Below are 20,199 nucleotides of genomic sequence, written 5' to 3' on the forward strand. Positions count from 1 at the left end.
AGGGTTGAGGCCCGATCTCGGGCGTGGAGATAGCTTAGCATCCCTACTCCCTTGGCGAGACGGTATTTTTCCGCGGGCAGGGGATTGCGGCTGGGGGCAGGGATCCCTGCTTTTTGGCCCCTCGTGGCAAGGCGGGAGTCCTTGGGTAGGATGGGGGCAGTTTTTGATGTTCCCCAAGGAGGCCGGCCTGCGGGCCAGACAGGGCTTCTCAAGTGGGGTGGTTGGGATCCCTGAGGGGCGAGCGTTGGGAGAGGATCGGCAGGAGCAAGAGGGGCAGCGGCGACGCTTTTCCCTTCCCCCCGGCACCTGGATGGGGGCGGGGCTGGGTTTGGGCTTGACGGCTGCCGCTTTTGGGGCTGCCTGGGGAATCGGGGCCTACTTTCAAGATCGGGTGCTGCCCCAGGTGGAAGCTACCCTCTCGCAGGCGATGCGCCGGCAGGTGGAATTGGGGGAGGTAAGGTTTGTAGCCCCTTGGCAGGTGAGGCTAGGGGAAAGCCACATCGAACATCTGGCCAGCATCGGCTCCATCGACCTCAGCCCCGACTTCTGGACCTGGCTGCAGACGGGGGAGTGGGTGCTCAATATTACCCTGAATCAGCCGCAACTGCTGCTGATGGAGACGCTGGATCGCGGCTGGGCAGACGTGCAGTTTCAACTGCCAGAAGGCGAGGGATCCCTGCCCTTGCAGGGGCTGAACATCCGTTTGCAGGGGGGATCCCTGACGGCTATTCCCTTAGTGGGAGAGCGGCGCCGGTTTGAGCAGTTGCAGGGCCAGGCGCAGGTGTGGCTGAGTGCCCCGCCGGGGGAGGAGGGAGGGGGTCGGGCCAGTTTCCAGCTCTCGGCGGCGCTGCGCTCTCTGGAGGGGGAAGGGGGCTACCCCCTGCAGCTCCGGGGGGTGGCGGATTTCGCCCAGGCTTCTGGCTCGGTGACGCTGGCCGCTCGGCGCCTGCCTTTGGAGCTGCTGCCCAGCGTCTTGCCGGCGGCGCCCTTGACTGAGGTGGAAGGGGAAGCCAGTCTGGATCTGCAAGTCCTCTGGGGAGGAGAACGCCCTTGGGAGTTGACGGGGCAAGCCCAGGTTCAGCAGGCGCGGCTGGGGCTGGAGAGGTTGCCCCATCCTTTTGAAGAGGTGAAGGGCTCCGTTCGCTTTACCCTAGAGGAGCTGGAACTGCAGGGGGTGAGCGGTCGTTTTGGCCAGCTTGCTTTTGAAGATCTCAACGGCTCCATTGTCTTCGGCGACAAGGAGGGATTGGATCTGCAAGCCGCTATTGCCCCGGCCAGCCTGCAGCAGATCCAGGAGACTTTCAACGTTGAGCTGCCGGCGGAAGGGGTGGTGGCGGGATCCCTGAGGGTCACCGGGCCGCTGAATGGGCCGCAGATCCAAGGGCAGTTGCGAGGGATCTCGCCGGGGCGGGTGGATCGCCTGCCGGTGCCGGAATATGCTTTTGGCTTCCGCTTGGCCGATCAAACCTTGGCCTTTGAGGAAATCGACCTGAAGGCCGCCGGCGGGCGGATCCAGGGATCCGGACAACTGCAATGGGCTGCCGGCTTAGCAGGCCGGTTCGATCTCCAGGTCACCGGGGCCGATGTAGAGCAGGTGCTGGCTCTCTACGACCTCAACCTGCCGCGGCGGGGCGAGCTGGGGCCGGTAAGTGCCCAGGTGCAGGTGGCGCTGGCGGGATCCCGGCCCCAGGTGGAGGCCACCTGGACAACCCAAGGAGGAGAGATTGCCGGCAGAGGACAGCTGCAGATCTTGCCCGAGGCCGAGGGGTGGGCGGTACAGGTGCCGCAGGCGGTGTTGGAGCTGGGCGGGGGCCGGGCCCAGGTGGCGGGGCGGTGGGCGGGAGGGCAAGTCCAAGCCCAAGTGGCTCCCCAGGATCTGCCGCTGGCCTTTTTTAACCCGCAGTGGCCGGGATCCCTCTCTGGTGAGCTGATGGCGCAGGTGGACACAGGGGAGGCGGCGGAGGTGGGTTTCCTGGCGGCGTTGCGGGCGCAAGGGTCGCTAGCCCTGTCCCAGCCTTTGGGAGAGAGGGGAGTGCAATGGGTTGACGGCATCCGCGGCCAGGTAGCTTGGGAAGGATCTGGCTTGCGTATCCAGCAGGCAGAGATCTTGGCCGACACCGCCCGCTTGGCCAGAGTAGAGGGAGAGATCCCGGTGGATCCCCAGACGCTGCAGGTGGGATCCCTGGACCTGAGCTTTGCCGCTGACGGGATCCCCCTGGCGGAAGTGCCCGGCCTGCCGCCACTGCTGCAGGGGGTGCTGCAGGGATCCGGGCAGATCCGCGGCTCTCCGGACAACCTGCAGGTGGCTGGCGAGGCGCAGTTGCGCGGCTTGCAGGTGGGGGAGGTGGCCTTTGCCGACTTGGCCGGGCCCTTTAGCTGGTCTGCCCAGGGGACGGCGGTGGAGCTAGTGGGGGCGCGGGAGCGGCTGGCGCTGCAGTTGGATCCCCAGTTTCGGCCTGTGCAATTCCAGGTGCGGCGGGGCGAGGCGGAAGTGCGCGGCCAACGCCAGCAAGATGAACTGCAGGTGACGGCAAGCCAGTTGCCGCTGGCTTTGCTGGGAGGGTTGGCTGCCGGGCCCTGGGCTGGCCTGGGCGGAACCCTCAATGGGGAGGTGGCGCTTGACCTGGCCAGTGGCGCCGCTCGAGGTCGAGCTGCGGTCGAGGGGCTGCGGCTAGGCGATCTCGCGGTGCAGGGCCTCTCAGTGGATTTCGATTATCGCCCCAGCGACGACTCCCGCCCCGCTCGCCTGACCCTTGCCCAAGCCCAACTGGAGCTGTTCGAGAGCCTCTACACCGCCAGCGGCACTTTGGAGCTGCCGGCAACCTCTCTCCAGGCTGCTTTGGATCCCACCTCGGAAGTCCCCATTCCCCAAATCGACCTGCAGATCAGCACCCGTCAAGGCCGCTTGGAAGATATCGTCTCTACTTTCAAGTGGCGGGAGTGGAGCGATATCACCAGCCGCGGTTTTCGGCTGCCACCTTTGGGCCCTGCCGCTGTGTTAGAGACAGAGCCGGTCGGCCTGCCCGGCTATCCGCTGCTGCAACAACTGGAGTACTACGCCCAGATCCTGGCCGCCCACCTGGGGGCCCTGACCAGCCGTATGGATCCCCGCATCCCGCCGCCCACCAGCCTGCAGGGGGAATTTCAGGCCAGCGTCAGCCTGGTCGGCAACCTCAACCGGCCCAGCGTCAGCTTTCAGCTCGAGGGCCAGAATTGGCAGGCCCAGGAGTTCAGCATCGAGAGCCTCACCGCCAGCGGCAGCCTGGTCGAAGGGGCGGTGGTGCTGCAGCCGCTGCTGTTGCGCAGTGGCGAACGCCAGGCCCTGTTCTCTGGCAAGGTGGGCCTGGAGGAACAGTCGGGATCCCTGCAAATCCAAGCATTTCCTCTGGCTTTGCTGGATCGCTTCCTGCCGGACGAGCTGGAGCTGCAGGGAGATCTCAACCTGGATGTGGAACTGGCAGGCAACCTGCGGGATCCCCGGGCCCGCGGCTCCCTGACGGTGGTCAACGCCCAGATCAACCAGGTGCCGCTGCGGGAGGTGGGGGGACAATTTGACTACAACCAGGGTCAACTGCGCCTGGAGGGCGCCCTGCTGGCCAACGGCGACGAGCCGATCCGCCTTTCCGGCCTGGTGCCCTACACCCTGCCCTTTGCGGAGGTGCGGGCCGCATCGGATCAGATCGACCTCACCCTGCAAGCCGAGAATGGCGGCCTGCGCCTGATCAACCTCCTCACCGACCAGGTGCGCTGGGAAGGGGGCCAAAGCCAACTGGAGCTGGCCATCCGCGGCAGCTTGCGAGAGCCCAGCCTGCAGGGGAACCTCAGCCTTAGCTCCGGGATCCTCAAGTTGGCCGCCCTGCCGGAGCCCATCACCGACCTGACCGGCCAAATTTTCTTTAACCTCAACCAATTGGAGGTGCGGGAGCTGCAGGGCCAGTTGGGGGGCGGATCCCTCTTGGCCAACGGCTTTTTGCCCGTCAACTCCCGCGGCGCCCTGCAGATGGACGAGACCTCGCCACCCCTAACGCTGCAACTGCAAGGGATCCAGCTCACCCTGCCCAACCTCTACACAGGCCGCCTGCAGGGGGAGGTGGTGGTGGGCGGCCTGCTGCTGCGGCCTTTGCTCGAGGGGCGCCTGGAGGTCTCCCAAGGGATCGTAGATGCCAGCCCCCGCCCTGAAAAAGGGGAAGCGGCGGCAGCTCCCGCAGACTCGACTCAGGCGGATCCCTTTTGGCAGCCGCGGCTCAACGGCCTGGAGCTGGTTTTGGGGCCCGGGATCCGCGTGCAGCGGCCCAACCTGTTTGAATTCCACGCCAGCGGCAGCTTGCGCCTGTTCGGCACTCCCCAAGACCTGCGTCCGGCGGGCACCATCGCCCTGGAGCGAGGCCGCGTCAGCCTGCCCATTGCCAACTTTCGCCTGGATCGCTCCCGCCCCAACACCGCCACCTTTGACCTGGACAACCCCTTCGATCCTTTCTTAAACCTGCGCCTGGTGACCCAAGCCTTCGAGGTCTATCGCTTTCCCCAGGATCTGTCCCCCTTCGACACCAACCGCAACCTGCCGGGATCGCAGCAGAGCATCGAGATCTTTGCCAACGTCAACGGGCGGGCCAGCCAGCTTGCGGCTGCGGATCCCCGCAACGGCGTTCTGACCCTTTCCAGCAGCCCCAGCCGCTCCCCCCAAGAGATCGTCGCCCTGTTGGGGGGAACAGCTTTGGCCCAACTCAACCCCGAAGCAGGGGTGGCCGGGCTGGCGGGAACGGCTTTGCTTAACGATGTGTTGGAGACGCTGCGGGACACCCTCGGCTTGGATGAGGTTCGCCTCAGCCCCGTTCCCCAGGTCGATACCCGTGCCCCCAGACGCTCCTCAGTCGGCCTGGCGCTGGAGGTGGCCCGCGATCTGGGGCCGGCTACTTCCATCTCGGTGCAGCGCAACCTGACGGATCCCTTTCAGCCCACCCGCTACAGCGCCCGCTACCGCCTCAACGACCAAACCCTCACCCGTGCCACCACCGACCTCGAGGGCAACAACGTCCTTTCCCTGGAGTTCGAGACCCGCTTCTGACGGGATCCGCTCTGGCCAGACTACGGTTTGTTACATCGTTATTGCTACGCAACGCTGTCGCGAATGCGTCGGCGGCGCAGAGCGCTTGGGTAGTGGCGAGGATCCCTTGGAGAGTGTCTTATATCTGGTTTAAAGTGGCCATAGTTTCTCAACGGCTTTTGGACGGCCAGGGATCCCTTGAACCCGACTTCCTAAAGATAGCTAGAATAAACACCTGCCTGTGTGAGCCTGGAAGATCAAAACAAGCGGCCAACCTGTGTTCCCACTTGGAGAGTTGACAAGTGAATGATCCAATCTGACCAGCCATGAGGAAACAACAAGTATTGCAATTGCTCGGCGAGCAATTTGCCGAGATTCAAAAGCAATTTGGTGTGCGGCGACTGGCCCTGTTTGGCTCAACTGCTCGTGGCGAGGATCAAGCCGGCAGCGACATCGATATCCTAGTTGAATTTATTGGTAAAGCCGACTCCAAGCGTTACTTCGGTCTGCTCTTCTACTTGGAAGACAAACTTGGATGCCCCCTAGACCTTGTGACCGACAAGGCTCTACGCCCCGAACTTCGTCCATTGATAGAAAAAGAAGCAATCTATGTCCCGTGAATGGCGTTTCTACCTAGATGATATGATTGAATTTGCCAAGCGAGTCCTTGAATACACAGAGGGGTACACTCAAGAAGACTTTGAACGGGATCGCCGAACCTATGATGCGACCTTGAGAAACATCGAGTTGATTGGTGAGGCAGCCACTCACATTCCTGCAGAAGTCCGTAACCAGAACGAAAATATTCCTTGGCGACAACTCATTGCCACTCGTAACCGTATCATTCATGCTTATCTTGCTCTAGACAACGACGTTTTGTGGAGTATCATCCAAAGTGACATGCCCCAACTGCTTGACAATTTACAGAAACTAAAGCGTAGTCTCTCCGATTCTCCCTGCTAACCCTAACTTCAGGAGCAACGCCGCCGTTTTCATCCAGTTGGAAACCCCCTCTGACGGGATCCACTCTGGCCAGACTACGGCTTGTTACATCGTTATTGCTACGCAACACTGTCGCGAACGCGCCGGCGGCGCAGAGCGCTTGGGTAGTGGCGAGGATCCCTTGGAGAGTGTCTTATATCTGGTTTAAAGTGGCCATAGTTTCTCAACGGCTTTTGGACGGCCAGGGATCCCTTGAACCCGACTTCCTAAAGATAGCTAGAATAAACACCCGCCGTGTGCGGTGACTGGCCCTGTTTGGCTCAACTGCTCGTGGCGAGGATCAAGCCGGCAGCGACATCGATATCCTAGTTAAATTCATTGGTAAAGTCGACTCCAAGCGTTACTTCAATCTGCTCTTCTACTTGGAAGACAAACTTGGATGCCCCCTAGACCTTGTGACCGACAAGGCTCTACGCCCCAAACTCCGTCCACTGATGAAAAAAGAAGCAATCTATGTTCCGTGAATACATGTGGAGTATCATCCAAACCGAAAGTCGATCTAGAGGTAGCGGCTGATGTCTTCTCCCTGTTCTGCCAAAAACGACAAAGCCCGGAAGCGCAGCCCTACTACTTGATCGTAGAAGGGGTTGAGCTTGCACATCGGTGGAATGTGCATCAGTTTGTGGCCAAACAACACCACATCTCGCTCGAAAGGACAGCGGGCCGGGATCCACCGACACAAAAAGTGGGCCAAGCGGGGATCCTGAACTTCAATGCTGTCAATTGCCGCTCGAATCGGTTGCAAGGGCGCCTGCAGCCAGTTGCGCAGGCAAGCCGCAGACTTAAGATATGTGACAGTCATGGAATCCATCTGCTCCTGAGGGGCTTTGCGATCACGTTGCCAAGAAATCGTGGTAGAGCCCATGGCCTTTCACCTCAACACCTCAAAGGGTGTTCGCTTTCTCCAGCAGCCACGCCCTTCTGCCCGGGTCTTTGCCCAGGTTTGTATCCAGGGAAACAGAAGAGCCTCTCTCCAGACTCAGTCTGCCTTGGCTGGCCAAAAACTTGCCTGGGTAACCCAAAATCTCTGCTCAAGTTTGTAGAGGTACACATTTTGTATTCAAAAGTTAATCTGTAACGAAAGCTACGGAAATTGGGTTCTTCGCCGGCAAGCTGCCAAGCGGAGTCCAGGGCTGCTGCCCCTATTTCCAGCATGGAACAGGCCTTGAAGTCAGGGTAGAGGGATCCCCGTAATTGTCGCTGTCTTGAAAGGGCCGTTTTGCTTTTGATCGATGATGTTTACAATCGCCGTGGCCGGGAGTTACGGAGGATAACGGCCAAGGGATCCCGGCTGCCGGGCGTTCTACAATGCCAGAAGAGATTTGCAGCGGGTGAGAAGTCGGCGGCGGATTGGGATCCCGGCTCTTGCCTCGGTTTTCATTTGAGAGGCTGTCCATGAAATTGGCCTATTGGATGTACGCTGGCCCCGCCCACATCGGCACGCTGCGGGTGGCCAGTTCTTTCAAAAACGTTCACAGCATCATGCACGCTCCCCTGGGGGACGACTATTTCAACGTGATGCGTTCCATGCTAGAGCGGGAGCGGGACTTTACCCCGGTAACCACCAGCGTCGTTGATCGGCAGGTGTTGGCGCGGGGATCGGACGAGAAGGTGATTCGCAACATCGTCCGCAAAGACGGCGAGGAGCAGCCTGATCTCATTGTGGTTACCCCCACCTGCACCTCCAGCATTTTGCAGGAGGATCTGCATCACTTTGTGCGGCAGGCGCAGTTGTCCAGCCGCTGTGACGTGCTGCTGGCCGATGTCAACCACTATCGGGTCAACGAGTTGCAGGCCGCCGAGCGCACCCTGCACCAGATTGTGGAGTTCTATATCAACAAAGCCCGCAAAAGTGGGGAGTTGAGCGGCCCGCCCCGGAGGACGGAGCGTCCTTCCTACAACATCCTCGGCATCTCCAGCCTGGGCTTTCACCATGCCCACGATCTGCGGGAGTTGAAAAAGCTGCTCCAGGATCTGGGGATCGAGCTCAATTTGGTGATCCCGCAGGGGGCCAGCGTCCACGATCTCAAGCACCTGGGGCGGGCCTGGTTTAACGTGGTGCCCTACCGGGAACTGGGGCCGATGACGGCTCGCTACCTGCAGGAGCAGTTTGGCACACCTTATGTGGAGATCACCCCCATGGGGGTGGTGGAAACAGCCCGCTTCATCCGCCAGATCCAGCAGGTTCTCAACGAGCAAGGGATCCCGGTGGACTACGAGCCCTACATCCAGGAGCAGACCCTCTACGTTTCCCAGGCGGCTTGGTTCTCCCGCTCCATCGATTGCCAAAATCTGACCGGCAAAAAAGCCGTGGTCTTTGGGGATTGCACCCATGCGGCAGCCATCACCAAGATCCTGGCCCGCGAGATGGGGGTTCATGTGGTCTGGGCGGGCAGCTATTGCACCTACGATGGCGAGTGGTTCCAGGCAGAGGTGGGCGGGTATTGCGATCAGGTGCTGCTGACCGAAGATCACACCCGCGTAGCCGATGCCATTGCCCAGGTGGAGCCTGCCGCCATCTTCGGCACCCAGATGGAGCGGCATGTGGGCAAGCGGCTGCGGATCCCTTGTGGGGTAATCTCGGCGCCCATGCACGTGCAAGATTTTCCCATCGGCTACCGGCCCTTTTTGGGGTATGAGGGCGCCAACCAAATTGTGGACCTAATCTACAACTCCTTTACCCTGGGCATGGAGGATCACCTGCTGGAGGTCTTCGGCGGCCACGACACCAAAGAAGTGATCCACAAGAGCCTGAGCGCCGATTCCGATCTCATCTGGACGCGAGAAGCCCAGGCGGAGCTGAACAAAGTGCCCGGCTTTGTGCGCGGCAAGGTGAAACGCAACACCGAAAAATTTGCCCGCGAGCGTGGCCTGACCGAGATCACCCTAGAGGTTATGTATGCGGCCAAGGAGGCTCTCGGGGCTTGACGGGATCCATCCCAGGGGATGGCAGGTCTGGCCAGCCGATCCACAAATGGAACTCCTGTACAACGCCGCGCACCTGCCAGGATCCCCAGGGATCCACCTGCCAGGTTAGCCGAGCTTGGCCGGGCCGCCACTCCAAAAAAGGCTGGGATCCCCCGCCGTGCAGGCTGATCAGGGCGACTTCTTCGGGGCGGGTGAGCACCTGCCGCTCGGCTCCGGCGCAGGTGAGGCTGAGGCCGGAATGGTTGGGAAAGGCGTTGCACTGGATCCAAAACCAGCGGCGAGGGAAGCTTTGTCCCCAGTTTTTTTCGGCGTAGGCGGGGGCCTGCTCGAATTCGAAGCGCCTGCCCCGCCACTCCACCCAGCCGCTGGCCAGGCCGTGGCTCATCAGGATCTGCCAGCCCGGCTCGAAGATGGGCAGATAAGACCAGGCTCCCATGGTGGCCCGCGGCGGGATCCCGTAGGCAGAGCAGAGTTGAATGCGATAGAGCCAGCGGATGGCCTCGCCTCTGACAGGATCTGGCAGGATCCCCTGGTTGAGGTGGGCGGTGTATTGGTAGCCGCTGGCGGTGCGCTGGAAGAAGGTGAAGGGATCCTGAAGGCCGCGACAGCCGGGGCCTGGGATCCCTGAGTGCCCCAAGGCCAGATGGGTTGAGCTGGCCCAAAAGCGGCGGGGATTGGGGAAGGTGCGCCAATGCAACTCCTCCTCCGGCCCCAACACCTGAGCCATGCCCCCTCGCTTGGGATCGATGGCGTACATGAAGGCAAAGCTGATGGGCGGATCCCCGGGCAAGGTGACGCGGCTGTACCAGCCCTCGAAAAACGGCTCGGCACAGCCATCCCAGTGATAGCCGGCATGGGGCAGGGATCCCCAATCTGTTGAGTTGTTTTGCCCAGAGCAAGCCGCCGTTAGAGGAAACGCCATTGAGACCTAAGCCATCGCAACAATGATAAACGGAAGTCTATGCTTACCAAAATAATAATTGTATTGTTTCTATATTTATTTGCCCTTAGGATATCAACCAAGCTGAGATTTAAGGATTTCTTGAGATTTCACGAAGGAAATCCATGGGTCAGGCGACTTGAACTGGAAAGCTTCCTTCTTGCCTTCACATATCCTTTCGATGAGGTGAGCATGACGTCACGTCGTAACTTTTTGCTGTCTGCGGGTGCGGCCACCGTGGGTGGACTCGTGAGTGGCAGCTTAGCACGGGCCAGCACAGGCTACTGGGTTGCCCAGGCCAGCGGCCCAGAAACCCCCAATCTCAGGTTAGGCTTTATACCGATTGTGGAGTCTGCCCCCCTGATCATCGCCAAGGAAAAGGGCTTTTTCGACAAGCATGGCATGACCGGTGTAGAGGTTTTGAAGCAGGCCAGTTGGCCGGCAGCCCGTGACAATGTGGTCATCGGCTCAGCGGGTGGGGGAATCGACGGTGGCCAGTGGCAGATGCCGATGCCTCACATGATCCACATTGGCGCCATCACCAACAATCAGCCGGTGCGCATGGCAGTTCTGTGTCAGTTGATCACCCAAGGCAACGGGATTGCCATTGCCGGAATGCATGCTGGCAAGGGTTTGGGGCTGGATATCTCGGGAGCCGCGGATTACATCAAAAACTTCAGCGCCAGCAACAAACGCAAATTCAAGGCCGCTCATACCTTCCCCAACGTCAATCAAGATTTTTGGATCCGTTACTGGTTTGCTGCTGGGGGGGTAGATCCGGATCAAGACATCGACCTGTTGGCGGTTCCCTCTGCCGAAACGGTGCAGGGAATGCGCAATGGCACCATGGATGCTTTTAGCACCGGGGATCCCTGGCCCTACCGGATTGTGGCCGATGGGATCGGCTTTATGGCGGCCCTCACCCAGCAGATCTGGCCTTTTCACCCCGAAGAATACTTGGCCATTCGCGCCGACTGGGTGGAGCAAAACCCCAGAGCCACACAAGCAGTTTTGATGGCTGTGATGGAAGCGCAGCAATGGTGCGACGATCCGGCCAACCGTGAAGAGCTGGCGCGCATCCTTTCGGGGCGCGCTTATCTGAATGTGCCGGTCGAGGTTCTCACGCCTCCCTTCCAGGGCAAGTACGAATTGGGAGATGGCAAGCCGGCTGTTCAAGATTTCAACGCCGGGCCTCTGTACTGGGAAGATGGGCGGGGCAGCGTCTCTTATCCCTACAAGAGCCATGACCTGTGGTTCTTGACCGAATCGCTGCGTTGGGGCTTCCACGCTCGCTTCCTCAAGGATTTGGATACTGCCCGCCGTCTGGTGGATGAGGTGAACCGCGAAGATCTCTGGCGGGAGGCTGCCCAAGCGCTGGGAGTGAAGAATATTCCCAACAACACTTCGCGGGGAACGGAGCGTTTCTTCGATGGTGTGGTGTTTGACCCCCAGGATCCCCAGGCCTACTTGAACAGCCTGAAAATCAAGAGGGCCTAGTCTCGGCTCAGGTCAACACAGACGTGTTTCTTGTGTAGCAGAAATCCTGCCCATTCGCGGGATCCCATCGAGTTAAAAAAGGCTGGGCCGAGCTTTCTGCTCACATCGGGTTGATAGAGACTGTCAGCCTTGCGCCTTTTGAATGGTTCTGAACACTATGTTGAGGATCGGCCATGTTAGCTCTGCTGCACGTTCCGCGAGAACACTCCAGGGATCCCTGCTTCGAGAGACCAGCCAAGCTTTACTGGGACAGGCTCATCCTTTCAATGGCAATGGGGGCGCTGATTTTGCTGATTGCTGTGAGAGTTTTGTCGAGTTTGCAGTCCCTGTGCTTCCCCGTCCAAGGAAAAGGCAAAGCTGATCCAAGTTCATGCTCTGATTCCAGAACTTTGTAGAACCCCTCAGTCGGGGTGTTTCGAAGGCGCAGAAACAGAGAACTTTGTAAAACTCTATCCTCTCTAGGAGCCATGACGACGACACTTTCTTCTCCGGCAAAGCCCTCGACAACCAAGTTCGACTTTGCCAAGTATCGAGATCAGATCCTCCCTCTCGTGGTTGGCATTGTGGGATTTTTGTTGATTTGGCAACTTTTGTCCGGCGCCAACCTGATTCGGCTGCCGGGGCCCTGGGATGTGTGGATGGATGAGCGCAGCCGCTACCTAATCCTGCATCCTCTGTACCGCAATAGCGACCTCGACCAAGGGCTGCTGCGCCAAACTTTGGCCAGCCTGCAAAGGGTGGTCATCGGCTACTGCAGTGCCGCTTTGGTGGGCATTGCCCTAGGGATCTTGGTGGGCAGCAGCATGTGGATCAACCGCGCTTTGGATCCCATCTTCCAGTTTTTGCGCATGGTGGCTCCCTTGGCTTGGGTGCCCATCTCCTTGGCTGCTTTGCAGCGCAATGAGCCGGCTGCTTTGTTTGTTATTTTCATCACCTCTATCTGGCCCATTTTGATCAACACGGCGGTGGGGGTGAGGCAGATCCCGGAAGACTACATCAACGTTTCTAGAGTGCTGAGGCTTTCTAAAGTTGACTTCTTTTTTAAGGTGCTGCTGCCCTCTGCTTTGCCCTACATGTTCACAGGTTTGCGGGTTGGCATTGGCCTATCCTGGCTGGCGATTATTGCTGCAGAAATTGTCATGTCCGGCGTGCCAGGGATCGGCTTTTTCATCTGGGATGCCTACCAGCAGAACTACGTGACTGAGATCATCGTTGCTGTCATCTACATTGGGGCGGTGGGCTTGCTTTTGGATCGACTGGTGGCTGCCCTGCAAAACAAAATAGCCAATCGCTAGCCTCGTTTGCAAATCTTTTCACTGCATGTCCATCCAATTGAGTTGGGATCCCTCTTACATTGTCTTTGAGTGTTAGCCCCAATCAGCTCTTCAAAAAGAGTAGAACTGAGGTCTGGGATCCGAGTTGCTGAGCAATATCTACAGGTGGGGAGGTCTTCTGTGTCTGTATTGGTCAGTGTAGAGCAAGTGGAAAAAGCGTTTGGTCTGCCTGGAGGCCAAGAATATCTAGCCCTCAAAGGGATCGATCTCCAAATTCACCGCGGGGAGTTTGTCTCCTTAATCGGCCACTCCGGCTGCGGCAAGTCCACCCTACTGAACATGGTGGCGGGGTTGTCTCTGCCTACCGGAGGGATCGTGGCTTTGGATGGACACACCATCACCGTTCCCGGCCCGGATCGCATGGTGGTGTTTCAGCATTACTCGCTTTTGCCTTGGCTAACGGTTCGACAAAACATTGCCCTGGCGGTAGACGCTGTGCTGAAAAACTACTCCCCGGCAGAGCGTCAGCAGATTGTCGAAGAACATATCGATCTGGTCGGCTTGCGGCAGGCGGCGGATAAGTTCCCGGCTCAACTGTCAGGGGGCATGAAGCAGCGGGTAGCCATCGCTCGCGCTTTGGCTGTGAGGCCCAAGGTGTTGTTGTTGGACGAGCCCTTTGGCGCTTTGGATGCCCTCACGCGCGGGAATTTGCAGGAGCAGTTGATGCGCATCTGCGAAGAACACCAGATGACCACCCTCATGGTCACCCACGATGTGGACGAAGCGGTTCTTCTGTCAGATCGTGTGGTTATGCTCACCAACGGGCCGGGATCCCGAATTGGGAACATTTTAACCATTGACATTCCTCGGCCCCGCCGTCGGCTGGAGGTGGTCAACCATCCCAGCTACTACAGCTATCGCAGCGAGATCATCTACTTTTTGAACCAGCAAAAACGGATCAAACAGTGGCGGGCCCGCCGCAGCACCGTGGTGGCCAGGCACGGTTTAGAAAAGATCAACTTGGAGATCGGCTTTGTGCCCCTGACCGCCTGCGCCCCGTTGGCGGTGGCCAAAGAAAAGGGGTTTTTTGCCAAACACGGCCTGGAAGAAGTCAATCTGGTGCGGGAAACCAGTTGGCGAGGGATCCAAGACGGCATCCAGGGAGGTTACTTGGATGCGGCCCAAATGCCCGCCGGCATGCCGGTGTGGATGTCTCTGGGCGGCGGGGACAACCCACCCCAGCCGGTGGTGACTGCCCTCACCTTGACCCGCAACGGCAATGCCATTACCCTGCACAGGCGCTTCTACGAGCAAGGGATCCACACGCTGAGCCAGTTGAAGGCTTACATCCTGGATAGCCCCAGCCGTCGGCTGACCTTTGGGGTGGTGCATCCCAGCTCCATGCACAACTTGCTGCTGCGCTATTGGCTGGCAGCCGGCGGGATCCACCCGGATCACGATGTAGTGCTGAAAACCCTGCCACCGGCCCAGATGGTGGCCAACCTAACAGCCGGCAACATCGACGGCTACTGCGTGGGAGAGCCTTGGAATCTGCGGGCCGCCCTGGAGGGCAGCGGCTTTACGGTGGCTACGGATCTGGAGATTTGGCTGGGCCATCCCGGCAAGGTGTTGGGGGTGCGTGAAGATTGGGCCAGGGCCTATCCCAACACCCACATTGCCTTGGTCAAAGCGCTGCTGGAAGCCTGTCGCTACTGCGAAGATCCGGCCCACCACGACGAGATTCGCGAGCTGCTCAGCCGCCGCGCCTACCTGAGCACCGACCCATCCTACATTCACCTGGGGGATCCCCAGCGCCTGATCTGTGACCTAGACATGCCGATGCGGGAATATGCCCACCATCAGTTCTTTCTGGGCGCCGGCAACCGCCCCAGCCGCACCGAGCATCTGTGGATGATGACGCAAATGGCCCGCTGGGGGGATCTGCCCTTCCCCCGCAACTGGGTGGAGATCGTGGAGCGGGTGTGTCAGGTGGGGGTGTTCAGTACGGCGGCCCGCGAGCTGGGGCTGGATGTGTCTTACCAACGGCAGCCCATTCAATTGTTCGACGGGATCCCTTTCAATGGCGAGGATCCCTTGGCTTACCTCAACAGTTTGGCGATTAAGCACGACATTTACATAGCCGAGGTTGCTTTGGATCGTCGTCCTGTGTTGCTCTAGAGGTTCCCTTTGCAAAAGCACGTTCCCAGTTGTGAGAAAACGATGAATTGGAGCACCCCACGATGACTGCCCTCTTGACAACCTCTACCCCAGTAGCCACAGCCGCAGAACCCTACTTAACCCTTGAGAATGTCAGCAAGACTTACCCAACTCCTAAGGGGGAGTATCCCGTCTTGCGAGATATCAATCTTAGGGTCGATGCAGGAGAATTTGTCTGCATAGTTGGACATTCCGGCTGTGGCAAAACCACGCTGCTGAATATGGTTTCTGGCTTTACCCAGCCCACCAGCGGCTCGGTGAAGCTGAAAGGCCAGCCGATTACAGCTCCTGGCCCAGATCGCATGGTGGTGTTTCAGGGATATGCCTTGTTACCCTGGCTCACGGTCTATGAAAATGTTTACCTGGCCGTCCAGTCGGTCTTCCCTCAAAAGAGCCAGTCGGAAAAGCATCAAATTGTAGAGGAACACCTGAATTTGGTGGGGCTGGGGGAAGCTGCCCAAAAATATCCCCCGCAAATTTCCGGAGGGATGAAGCAGCGGGTGGCCATTGCCCGTGCCTTGGCGATTCGACCAGAAGTCCTGATTTTGGATGAACCCTTTGGGGCTTTGGATGCCATCACCAAAGAGGAACTGCAGGAGGAGCTGTTGCGCATTTGGGATGAACATCGCTGCACGGTTTTGATGATCACCCATGATATCGATGAGGCACTGTTTCTGGCCGACCGTTTGGTGTTAATGACCAACGGCCCTGCAGCTACCATTGGGCAGGTCATTTCTATTCCCTTCCCACGTCCTCGCGACCGCGAGCGCATTCTGGAGGATCCGCAGTACTATCGCCTGCGCAACTCTGTCCTCAGCTACCTCTACGGGCATGAGGCTAACCCTGAAGCGGTTAACTAAAAATCTCATCCGGCACGCCGCCGAAAGCTCCCTGCCATTATCCTGCCGAGCCGACCAAGCCGCGCACCACCCGCACCAGCTCGGCAGGCAGCGGAGAGCCGGGATCCCAGCACAGCTCCAGTTGGTTGGGATCCCTGGGTAGATCTTCCGGGCAGGGGCCGGTGTGCAGGACGGCCACACACCGCAAGTTGCCCCGATCCCGACAAAACTCATGCCAGAGGGGGATGGCCGCCGGATCCCGGCTGACCAAGAGATAATGGGAGCAGGCTTCCAGGATCGGCTGCTTGTGGGGATCCACCTTGCCGCCCACATCCACGATCACCAGGCTTTTTTGTTGGCGCAGGGCGAGGATGGCCTGGGCGTGAAAGCTGAAAAAATCGGGGGTCAGGCGGCCCCGGTAGCGGTGCTTGAGGATTTTGGCTTCTTCCGGCGGCAGATCCAACGTCCAATTTCCTTCCCCATCCCAGTGGGCCCGCTGCAGATAAACGTTGGGAGCCTGAGGCAGCAGGGACTCGAAAAGAGCGCGGGCCAGGCGGCTTTTGCCGCTATCCGGAGGGCCCACCACCATCACTGCCGCCGCCAATTCTGTTCGCGTCAGCGGGCCGTAGGCCTTGCCTGGCCTGCCCTGCACCCAGGGAATGATCTCGCCCACCTGCACGTCTGGGCTATGGCTGGAGACCACCACTGCCCCCAAGCGTGGGTCATAGCAGGCCACCCAGCGGGTGAAGTGGCACTCGTGCACCAACCAGCCGTAGAGCCAGATGGGGGCGCGCCCGCTCAGCACCACTCCCAAGCGGGGGTCGATCCCCCCAGGCAGGCGCAGTTGGGCCAGATCTTCCGGGAAAACCAGCCGATCCGGTCGGGTCAGCTCGATTTCAATCACCTGAAACGGTAGCCCCCCAAGATGGGGTTTCTGCGGCCAATGGGCCAGATAGCCAGACCGCAACTGCAGCGCCACAGCAGACATGGAAATTGGGACAGAAAGACAACAGCCTGGCCCCAGTATGGGGAAGATTGGAAGCAAGATCTTCCAATTGTTGGCAGAGTAGGGGCGAAGGGATCCGACCTTGGTCTGTGCCTTGCCCTGGAGGGGGAGATGAACGGAGGGGAGTTGCCTTTGACGGTGGAGGTGTTGCGCTGGCTGGCAGGCGGGCAGTTGGCAGAGCGCCTGGAGCGGGCGGTGCGTCTCTGGGTGTTGCTCCAGGGTTTGTACAGCGAAAACCGTTGGCCGGATCTGCCAGAGACCTTTGGCTACACCCACATCCGCGATCGCCTCTTCTCGCCCAGCCACCCCCGGCAGGATTTGCCCCATGGGATCTCCTGCCCGGATCCCAGTTGCATTTGCCAGAAGCCTCTGAGCTTTTGGCTGGAGCATCCCGACCTGCTGGCCGCCTTAAAAGCCGAAGTTCCCCATCTGGAGACGCGGCTGGCCAGCCGGCCCTTTTTGAAGACCCACCGCACCCTGCGCAAAGAGCTGGACTACCTGGCCGCTCAGGGCTGGCTGCAGCCAATCGAGGCCAACTCCAGGCGAAGAGATAACTTTCGCTGCCGTGCCGCCGGGGATCGCCCCCCCTTGCCGACGCCCGCCTCGGCCTTGACGTTGTCGGGTAGCCAGCTTGAGCAGATCTACCACGTCCTCAGCGACGTGGCCTTTGTGCATCCCGATGTGCAGGTGTTGCTGGACGATATCTGGGGGGGGCATCAACACTCGCAGCGGCGGCTCTTTGTCTGGTTTGAGTACATCCTCTCCGACGAACAGCAGGAGCGGGTGGACGAATACCAAAACCAGCTAGAGGCTTTCTGGACAAAACCGGCAGCAGGGCTGATCCGCTTTGATTACGAAACTCGCCAGCACGGGATCCAAAAGGTCCTCACCTACCCGGTTTGCCTGTTTTATGCCCGCCGCGCCAAGTACTTGGCCGCCTTCGGCCAGCTCCCGCACGCTGCCAGATCCCTGGGCTGGCACAACTTTCGCCTGGATCGCATTCGCTCGCCTCGCCTGACGGTGGTGCCCTGGTCTGACCCTGCGGTGCCGGCGGAGCTCTTGGCCCGCCAGAGGCAGGGGAATCTGCCCACTCCTGAGGAGGTGCAAGCGGCCTGGGAAGAGGCCTGGGGATCCGATTTCTATCTGCCCAAGGCGCTCTTGATCCTGCGCTTTGCGCCGCAGTTTGCCCGCCGCTACGTGGACAACACAGTACGCCACCCCACCTTCCAGCCCATTGCCTACGAGCGGATCCCGGCTTTGGTGCGGCGGGAGATCGCCGATGCGGGGGAACGGGAAAAGATCTTGCACATTCTCCGGCAGAGGCCGGCCAGCGACCGCTACTTCTGCGCCTATGTGCGGGTGGGAGACACCAATTTCACCATGCGCCTGCGGGATTGGCGGCCCAACGGCGAGGTGATCGCTCCCCTGGCCTACCGGGAACAGATGGCTCGGGAAGCCCAGGCAGAGCTGCAGTTTTATCGCCCCGACCTGAAGCTTTCTTGACCTTCCTGCCCATGACCACCCTCTACCTAACCGAGCCGGGGACTGTGGTTCACTGCCAAAACCAAACCCTGCTCATTCGCCGCCGTGGTCAAGAGCAGCTTTGCCGCCTTGCGGAGGTGGAGCTGGTGGTGGTGTTGCCCGGGATCCAATTGACCAGCGCAGCTTTGGCCCAACTGCTGGATCGAGGCATCGAAACCATTTTTTTGCGTGCGGATGGCGGTTTTCGCGGTCGCCTGCAGGGATCCTTTTCCACCAACCCTGAGATGCGTCTGGCCCAATATCAGCGGGCCTATTCCCCTTGGGGGCTGGAGTTGGCCAAGCGCATTGTGCGGGGCAAAATTCGCAACCAGCGGGCAATTCTACAACTGCACAACCGGGCTACCCGCGGCCAAATTGCCCCCTTACAGGAGGGTATTGATGTTATCGCCGCCTACCTGCAACAGTTGGATCGCTCCACCACTCCTCCGGATCGAGAAGCGCTGATGGGCCTGGAGGGCATTTGCGCCCGCACCTACTACCAATCCCTGCAACATTGCTTTCCGCCTGAGTGGAACTTCAGAGGTCGCAACCGCCAGCCGCCGCTCGACCCGATCAACGCTCTGCTCAGTTGGGGCTACGGGGTGCTGCTGGCAAGAGTGTTCTCGGCGGCCGTGATGGCCGGCTTGGATCCCTACCTGGGCTTTTTCCACGCCAATTTGCCCTACCGCCCCAACCTGGTGCTGGATTTGATGGAGGAGTTTCGACCCTTGGTGGTGGATTGGGCTGTGCTCCAGCTTGTCAAGGCCGGCTTGCTCACCCCGGAAGACTTTGAGCCGTCGCCGGATGGAACAGGCGTATGGCTGGGATCCCTGGCCAAAAAACTGTTTTTGGGAGAGCTGGAACGCCGCTTCCGCGAGCCATTGCTCTATCCTCCCCAATCTCGCCGCCTGCCCCTCAGTCAAATTGTGCTGGAGCAAGCCCGCCGGCTGAGCCGTTGCCTGGTGAGCGGCAACCTGGAGTACGAAGCAATGGAGCTGCGCTGATGCTGTGGTTGGTTTGCTACGACGTGGTGGACGATAAGCGCCGACACCAGTTGGCCAAACGCCTGGAGCAGTGCTGCCAGCGAGTGCAATACTCCGTTTTTGAATGCCCCCTGGACACTGCCGAGCTGGAAGAGAAGCTGGAAAAGTCGTGGCTGCCTCTGCTCAACCTCCAGGAAGATAGCCTGCGGGCCTACCCTTTGGATGCCGCGGCCAAGAAGCAGGCCAAAGTCTTCGGGGGGCCTCCCCCCTATGAGCCGCCGGACTACCTGATCTTCTGAGGCTCTCCACCGGGCCGAAATTGTAAAGTTTTGTGCGCGATCTGTCGGGGCGAGCCATCACCAGCCTGACTCTGCCGGCACAAGATTTTAAGGGAAACTTTAGATCTTTTGCCCCGATTGGCCCAAAAACGTGACATAATGGCCGTAGCAAGCTCAATTTCCCCGCTTGCGCTTGGCCGCGAGGACAATGTTAATATCTGTGTCGAGGAATCTCCGTACTCCCTCGCGAACGCACCTTGAAAACCTCATGAATTCAGGCTTTTCCGAGGGTAGGGTTGATCCCTACCTTTTCCCCGCAAGGGGACGGAAACATGACCTGCTCCTTCGTGTACTTGGCGTCTAGGTCAGTTGATCCCTACCTTTTCCCCGCAAGGGGACGGAAACTTGTGTTGAGGAGTTAGCGTAAGAACGCTGTCTCCGATAGATAGTTCTATGTCGGAATTAGTAACTGAATTGTTGATCCCTACCTTTTCCCCGCAAGGGGACGGAAACTATTTACCAACTCCGACTCACGCTCGATACGTTCCTTAATGTTGATCCCTACCTTTTCCCCGCAAGGGGACGGAAACTTACCAGGAAAGATGTAGCTGAATGCCATCAGGGCGTTGATCCCTACCTTTTCCCCGCAAGGGGACGGAAACTTGATGTC

General features: G+C 59.5%; 16 protein-coding genes. 12 read left to right on the plus strand and 4 right to left on the minus strand.

The genetic code is table 11. The features are described 5' to 3' along the window. The first annotated feature begins 166 nt into the window (after positions 1-166). The 4 genes from SYN60AY4M2_RS14615 (at position 167) to SYN60AY4M2_RS03725 (ending at position 6,510) form a co-directional block, all read left to right on the plus strand. Positions 167-5,065, plus strand: a complete 4,899-nt coding sequence (locus SYN60AY4M2_RS14615; RefSeq protein ID WP_276307356.1) for a translocation/assembly module TamB domain-containing protein — start codon at positions 167-169, stop codon at positions 5,063-5,065. 305 nt (positions 5,066-5,370) lie between these two features. After that, on the plus strand, positions 5,371-5,664 hold the full coding sequence (locus SYN60AY4M2_RS03715; RefSeq protein WP_011429785.1) for a nucleotidyltransferase family protein: 294 nt from the start codon (positions 5,371-5,373) through the stop codon (positions 5,662-5,664). Further along, positions 5,654-6,007, plus strand: a complete 354-nt coding sequence (locus SYN60AY4M2_RS03720; protein ID WP_011429784.1) for a DUF86 domain-containing protein — start codon at positions 5,654-5,656, stop codon at positions 6,005-6,007. Before SYN60AY4M2_RS03715 ends, SYN60AY4M2_RS03720 begins: the two co-directional genes overlap by 11 nt. A 290-nt stretch (positions 6,008-6,297) precedes the next feature. Continuing rightward, positions 6,298-6,510, plus strand: coding sequence for a nucleotidyltransferase family protein (locus SYN60AY4M2_RS03725; protein ID WP_276307369.1), 213 nt, complete (start codon positions 6,298-6,300; stop codon positions 6,508-6,510). A 35-nt stretch (positions 6,511-6,545) separates the two neighbouring features. Here SYN60AY4M2_RS03725 and SYN60AY4M2_RS03730 read toward each other — a convergent pair whose 3' ends face one another. Then, positions 6,546-6,848 carry a Mo-dependent nitrogenase C-terminal domain-containing protein gene (locus SYN60AY4M2_RS03730; RefSeq protein WP_011429783.1) on the minus strand — a complete coding sequence of 101 codons (303 nt, stop codon included), beginning with the start codon at positions 6,846-6,848 and terminating at the stop codon, positions 6,546-6,548. 593 nt (positions 6,849-7,441) lie between these two features. On the opposite strand from SYN60AY4M2_RS03730, the gene bchB reads away from it, so the two are divergent. Further along, the gene (bchB, locus tag SYN60AY4M2_RS03735) at positions 7,442-8,974 is read left to right on the plus strand and encodes a ferredoxin:protochlorophyllide reductase (ATP-dependent) subunit B (protein ID WP_099812309.1); all 1,533 of its coding nucleotides are present in this window, start codon (positions 7,442-7,444) and stop codon (positions 8,972-8,974) included. Here bchB and SYN60AY4M2_RS03740 read toward each other — a convergent pair. Continuing rightward, complete coding sequence (locus SYN60AY4M2_RS03740; RefSeq protein WP_099812310.1) at positions 8,940-9,896, minus strand: tocopherol cyclase family protein; 957 nt, start codon at positions 9,894-9,896, stop codon at positions 8,940-8,942. The two genes, bchB and SYN60AY4M2_RS03740, sit on opposite strands and share 35 nt — an antisense overlap. Positions 9,897-10,106: 210 nt before the next feature. Here SYN60AY4M2_RS03740 and SYN60AY4M2_RS03745 point away from each other — a divergent pair, with 210 nt between their 5' ends. The 4 genes from SYN60AY4M2_RS03745 (at position 10,107) to SYN60AY4M2_RS03760 (ending at position 15,762) form a co-directional block, all read left to right on the plus strand. Next, positions 10,107-11,411, plus strand: coding sequence for a CmpA/NrtA family ABC transporter substrate-binding protein (locus SYN60AY4M2_RS03745; RefSeq protein WP_099812311.1), 1,305 nt, complete (start codon positions 10,107-10,109; stop codon positions 11,409-11,411). Between the two features lie 467 nt (positions 11,412-11,878). Beyond that, positions 11,879-12,706, plus strand: a complete 828-nt coding sequence (ntrB, locus tag SYN60AY4M2_RS03750; RefSeq protein ID WP_099812312.1) for a nitrate ABC transporter permease — start codon at positions 11,879-11,881, stop codon at positions 12,704-12,706. 159 nt (positions 12,707-12,865) lie between these two features. Continuing rightward, positions 12,866-14,863 (plus strand): nitrate ABC transporter ATP-binding protein, encoded by a 1,998-nt coding sequence (locus SYN60AY4M2_RS03755; RefSeq protein ID WP_099812313.1) that lies wholly within the window; start codon positions 12,866-12,868, stop codon positions 14,861-14,863. Between the two features lie 62 nt (positions 14,864-14,925). Continuing rightward, positions 14,926-15,762, plus strand: coding sequence for a nitrate ABC transporter ATP-binding protein (locus SYN60AY4M2_RS03760; protein WP_099812314.1), 837 nt, complete (start codon positions 14,926-14,928; stop codon positions 15,760-15,762). A gap of 37 nt (positions 15,763-15,799) precedes the next feature. On the opposite strand, the gene crn3 is transcribed toward SYN60AY4M2_RS03760, so the two are convergent. Next, positions 15,800-16,729: a CRISPR-associated ring nuclease Crn3/Csx3 gene (gene crn3 / locus SYN60AY4M2_RS03765; protein ID WP_099812315.1), complete on the minus strand. Its 930-nt coding sequence runs from the start codon at positions 16,727-16,729 to the stop codon at positions 15,800-15,802. 129 nt (positions 16,730-16,858) lie between these two features. On the opposite strand from crn3, the gene SYN60AY4M2_RS03770 reads away from it, so the two are divergent. From SYN60AY4M2_RS03770 to cas2, 3 genes are read left to right on the plus strand one after another with little or no spacing between them, the layout of a single operon-like run. Beyond that, positions 16,859-18,250 carry a TIGR03985 family CRISPR-associated protein gene (locus SYN60AY4M2_RS03770; RefSeq protein WP_041438172.1) on the plus strand — a complete coding sequence of 464 codons (1,392 nt, stop codon included), beginning with the start codon at positions 16,859-16,861 and terminating at the stop codon, positions 18,248-18,250. After that, a complete protein-coding gene (cas1, locus tag SYN60AY4M2_RS03775; RefSeq protein ID WP_240527714.1) occupies positions 18,247-19,272 on the plus strand; it encodes a CRISPR-associated endonuclease Cas1 in 1,026 nt (341 codons plus the stop codon). Before SYN60AY4M2_RS03770 ends, cas1 begins: the two co-directional genes overlap by 4 nt. Beyond that, positions 19,272-19,550 (plus strand): CRISPR-associated endonuclease Cas2, encoded by a 279-nt coding sequence (gene cas2 / locus SYN60AY4M2_RS03780; protein ID WP_099812317.1) that lies wholly within the window; start codon positions 19,272-19,274, stop codon positions 19,548-19,550. Before cas1 ends, cas2 begins: the two co-directional genes overlap by 1 nt. A 463-nt stretch (positions 19,551-20,013) precedes the next feature. On the opposite strand, the gene SYN60AY4M2_RS14200 is transcribed toward cas2, so the two are convergent. Continuing rightward, the coding region (locus tag SYN60AY4M2_RS14200; RefSeq protein ID WP_206336909.1) for a hypothetical protein at positions 20,014-20,199 on the minus strand (186 nt) is incomplete at its 5' end.

Origin of the sequence: Synechococcus sp. 60AY4M2, from assembly GCF_002760375.1 — a bacterium.
GTDB lineage: Bacteria > Cyanobacteriota > Cyanobacteriia > Thermostichales > Thermostichaceae > Thermostichus.

What these genes read in the sequence shown, in the direction of transcription:
- SYN60AY4M2_RS14615 (WP_276307356.1), top strand. Translation starts at nt 167, where the DNA reads ATGTTCCCCAAGGAGGCCGGCCTGCGGGCCAGACAGGGCTTCTCAAGT.
- SYN60AY4M2_RS03715 (WP_011429785.1), top strand. Translation starts at nt 5,371, where the DNA reads ATGAGGAAACAACAAGTATTGCAATTGCTCGGCGAGCAATTTGCCGAG.
- SYN60AY4M2_RS03720 (WP_011429784.1), top strand. Translation starts at nt 5,654, where the DNA reads ATGTCCCGTGAATGGCGTTTCTACCTAGATGATATGATTGAATTTGCC.
- SYN60AY4M2_RS03730 (WP_011429783.1), bottom strand. Translation starts at nt 6,848, where the DNA reads ATGACTGTCACATATCTTAAGTCTGCGGCTTGCCTGCGCAACTGGCTG.
- bchB (WP_099812309.1), top strand. Translation starts at nt 7,442, where the DNA reads ATGAAATTGGCCTATTGGATGTACGCTGGCCCCGCCCACATCGGCACG.
- SYN60AY4M2_RS03740 (WP_099812310.1), bottom strand. Translation starts at nt 9,896, where the DNA reads ATGGCGTTTCCTCTAACGGCGGCTTGCTCTGGGCAAAACAACTCAACA.
- SYN60AY4M2_RS03745 (WP_099812311.1), top strand. Translation starts at nt 10,107, where the DNA reads ATGACGTCACGTCGTAACTTTTTGCTGTCTGCGGGTGCGGCCACCGTG.
- ntrB (WP_099812312.1), top strand. Translation starts at nt 11,879, where the DNA reads ATGACGACGACACTTTCTTCTCCGGCAAAGCCCTCGACAACCAAGTTC.
- SYN60AY4M2_RS03760 (WP_099812314.1), top strand. Translation starts at nt 14,926, where the DNA reads ATGACTGCCCTCTTGACAACCTCTACCCCAGTAGCCACAGCCGCAGAA.
- crn3 (WP_099812315.1), bottom strand. Translation starts at nt 16,729, where the DNA reads ATGTCTGCTGTGGCGCTGCAGTTGCGGTCTGGCTATCTGGCCCATTGG.
- SYN60AY4M2_RS03770 (WP_041438172.1), top strand. Translation starts at nt 16,859, where the DNA reads ATGAACGGAGGGGAGTTGCCTTTGACGGTGGAGGTGTTGCGCTGGCTG.
- cas2 (WP_099812317.1), top strand. Translation starts at nt 19,272, where the DNA reads ATGCTGTGGTTGGTTTGCTACGACGTGGTGGACGATAAGCGCCGACAC.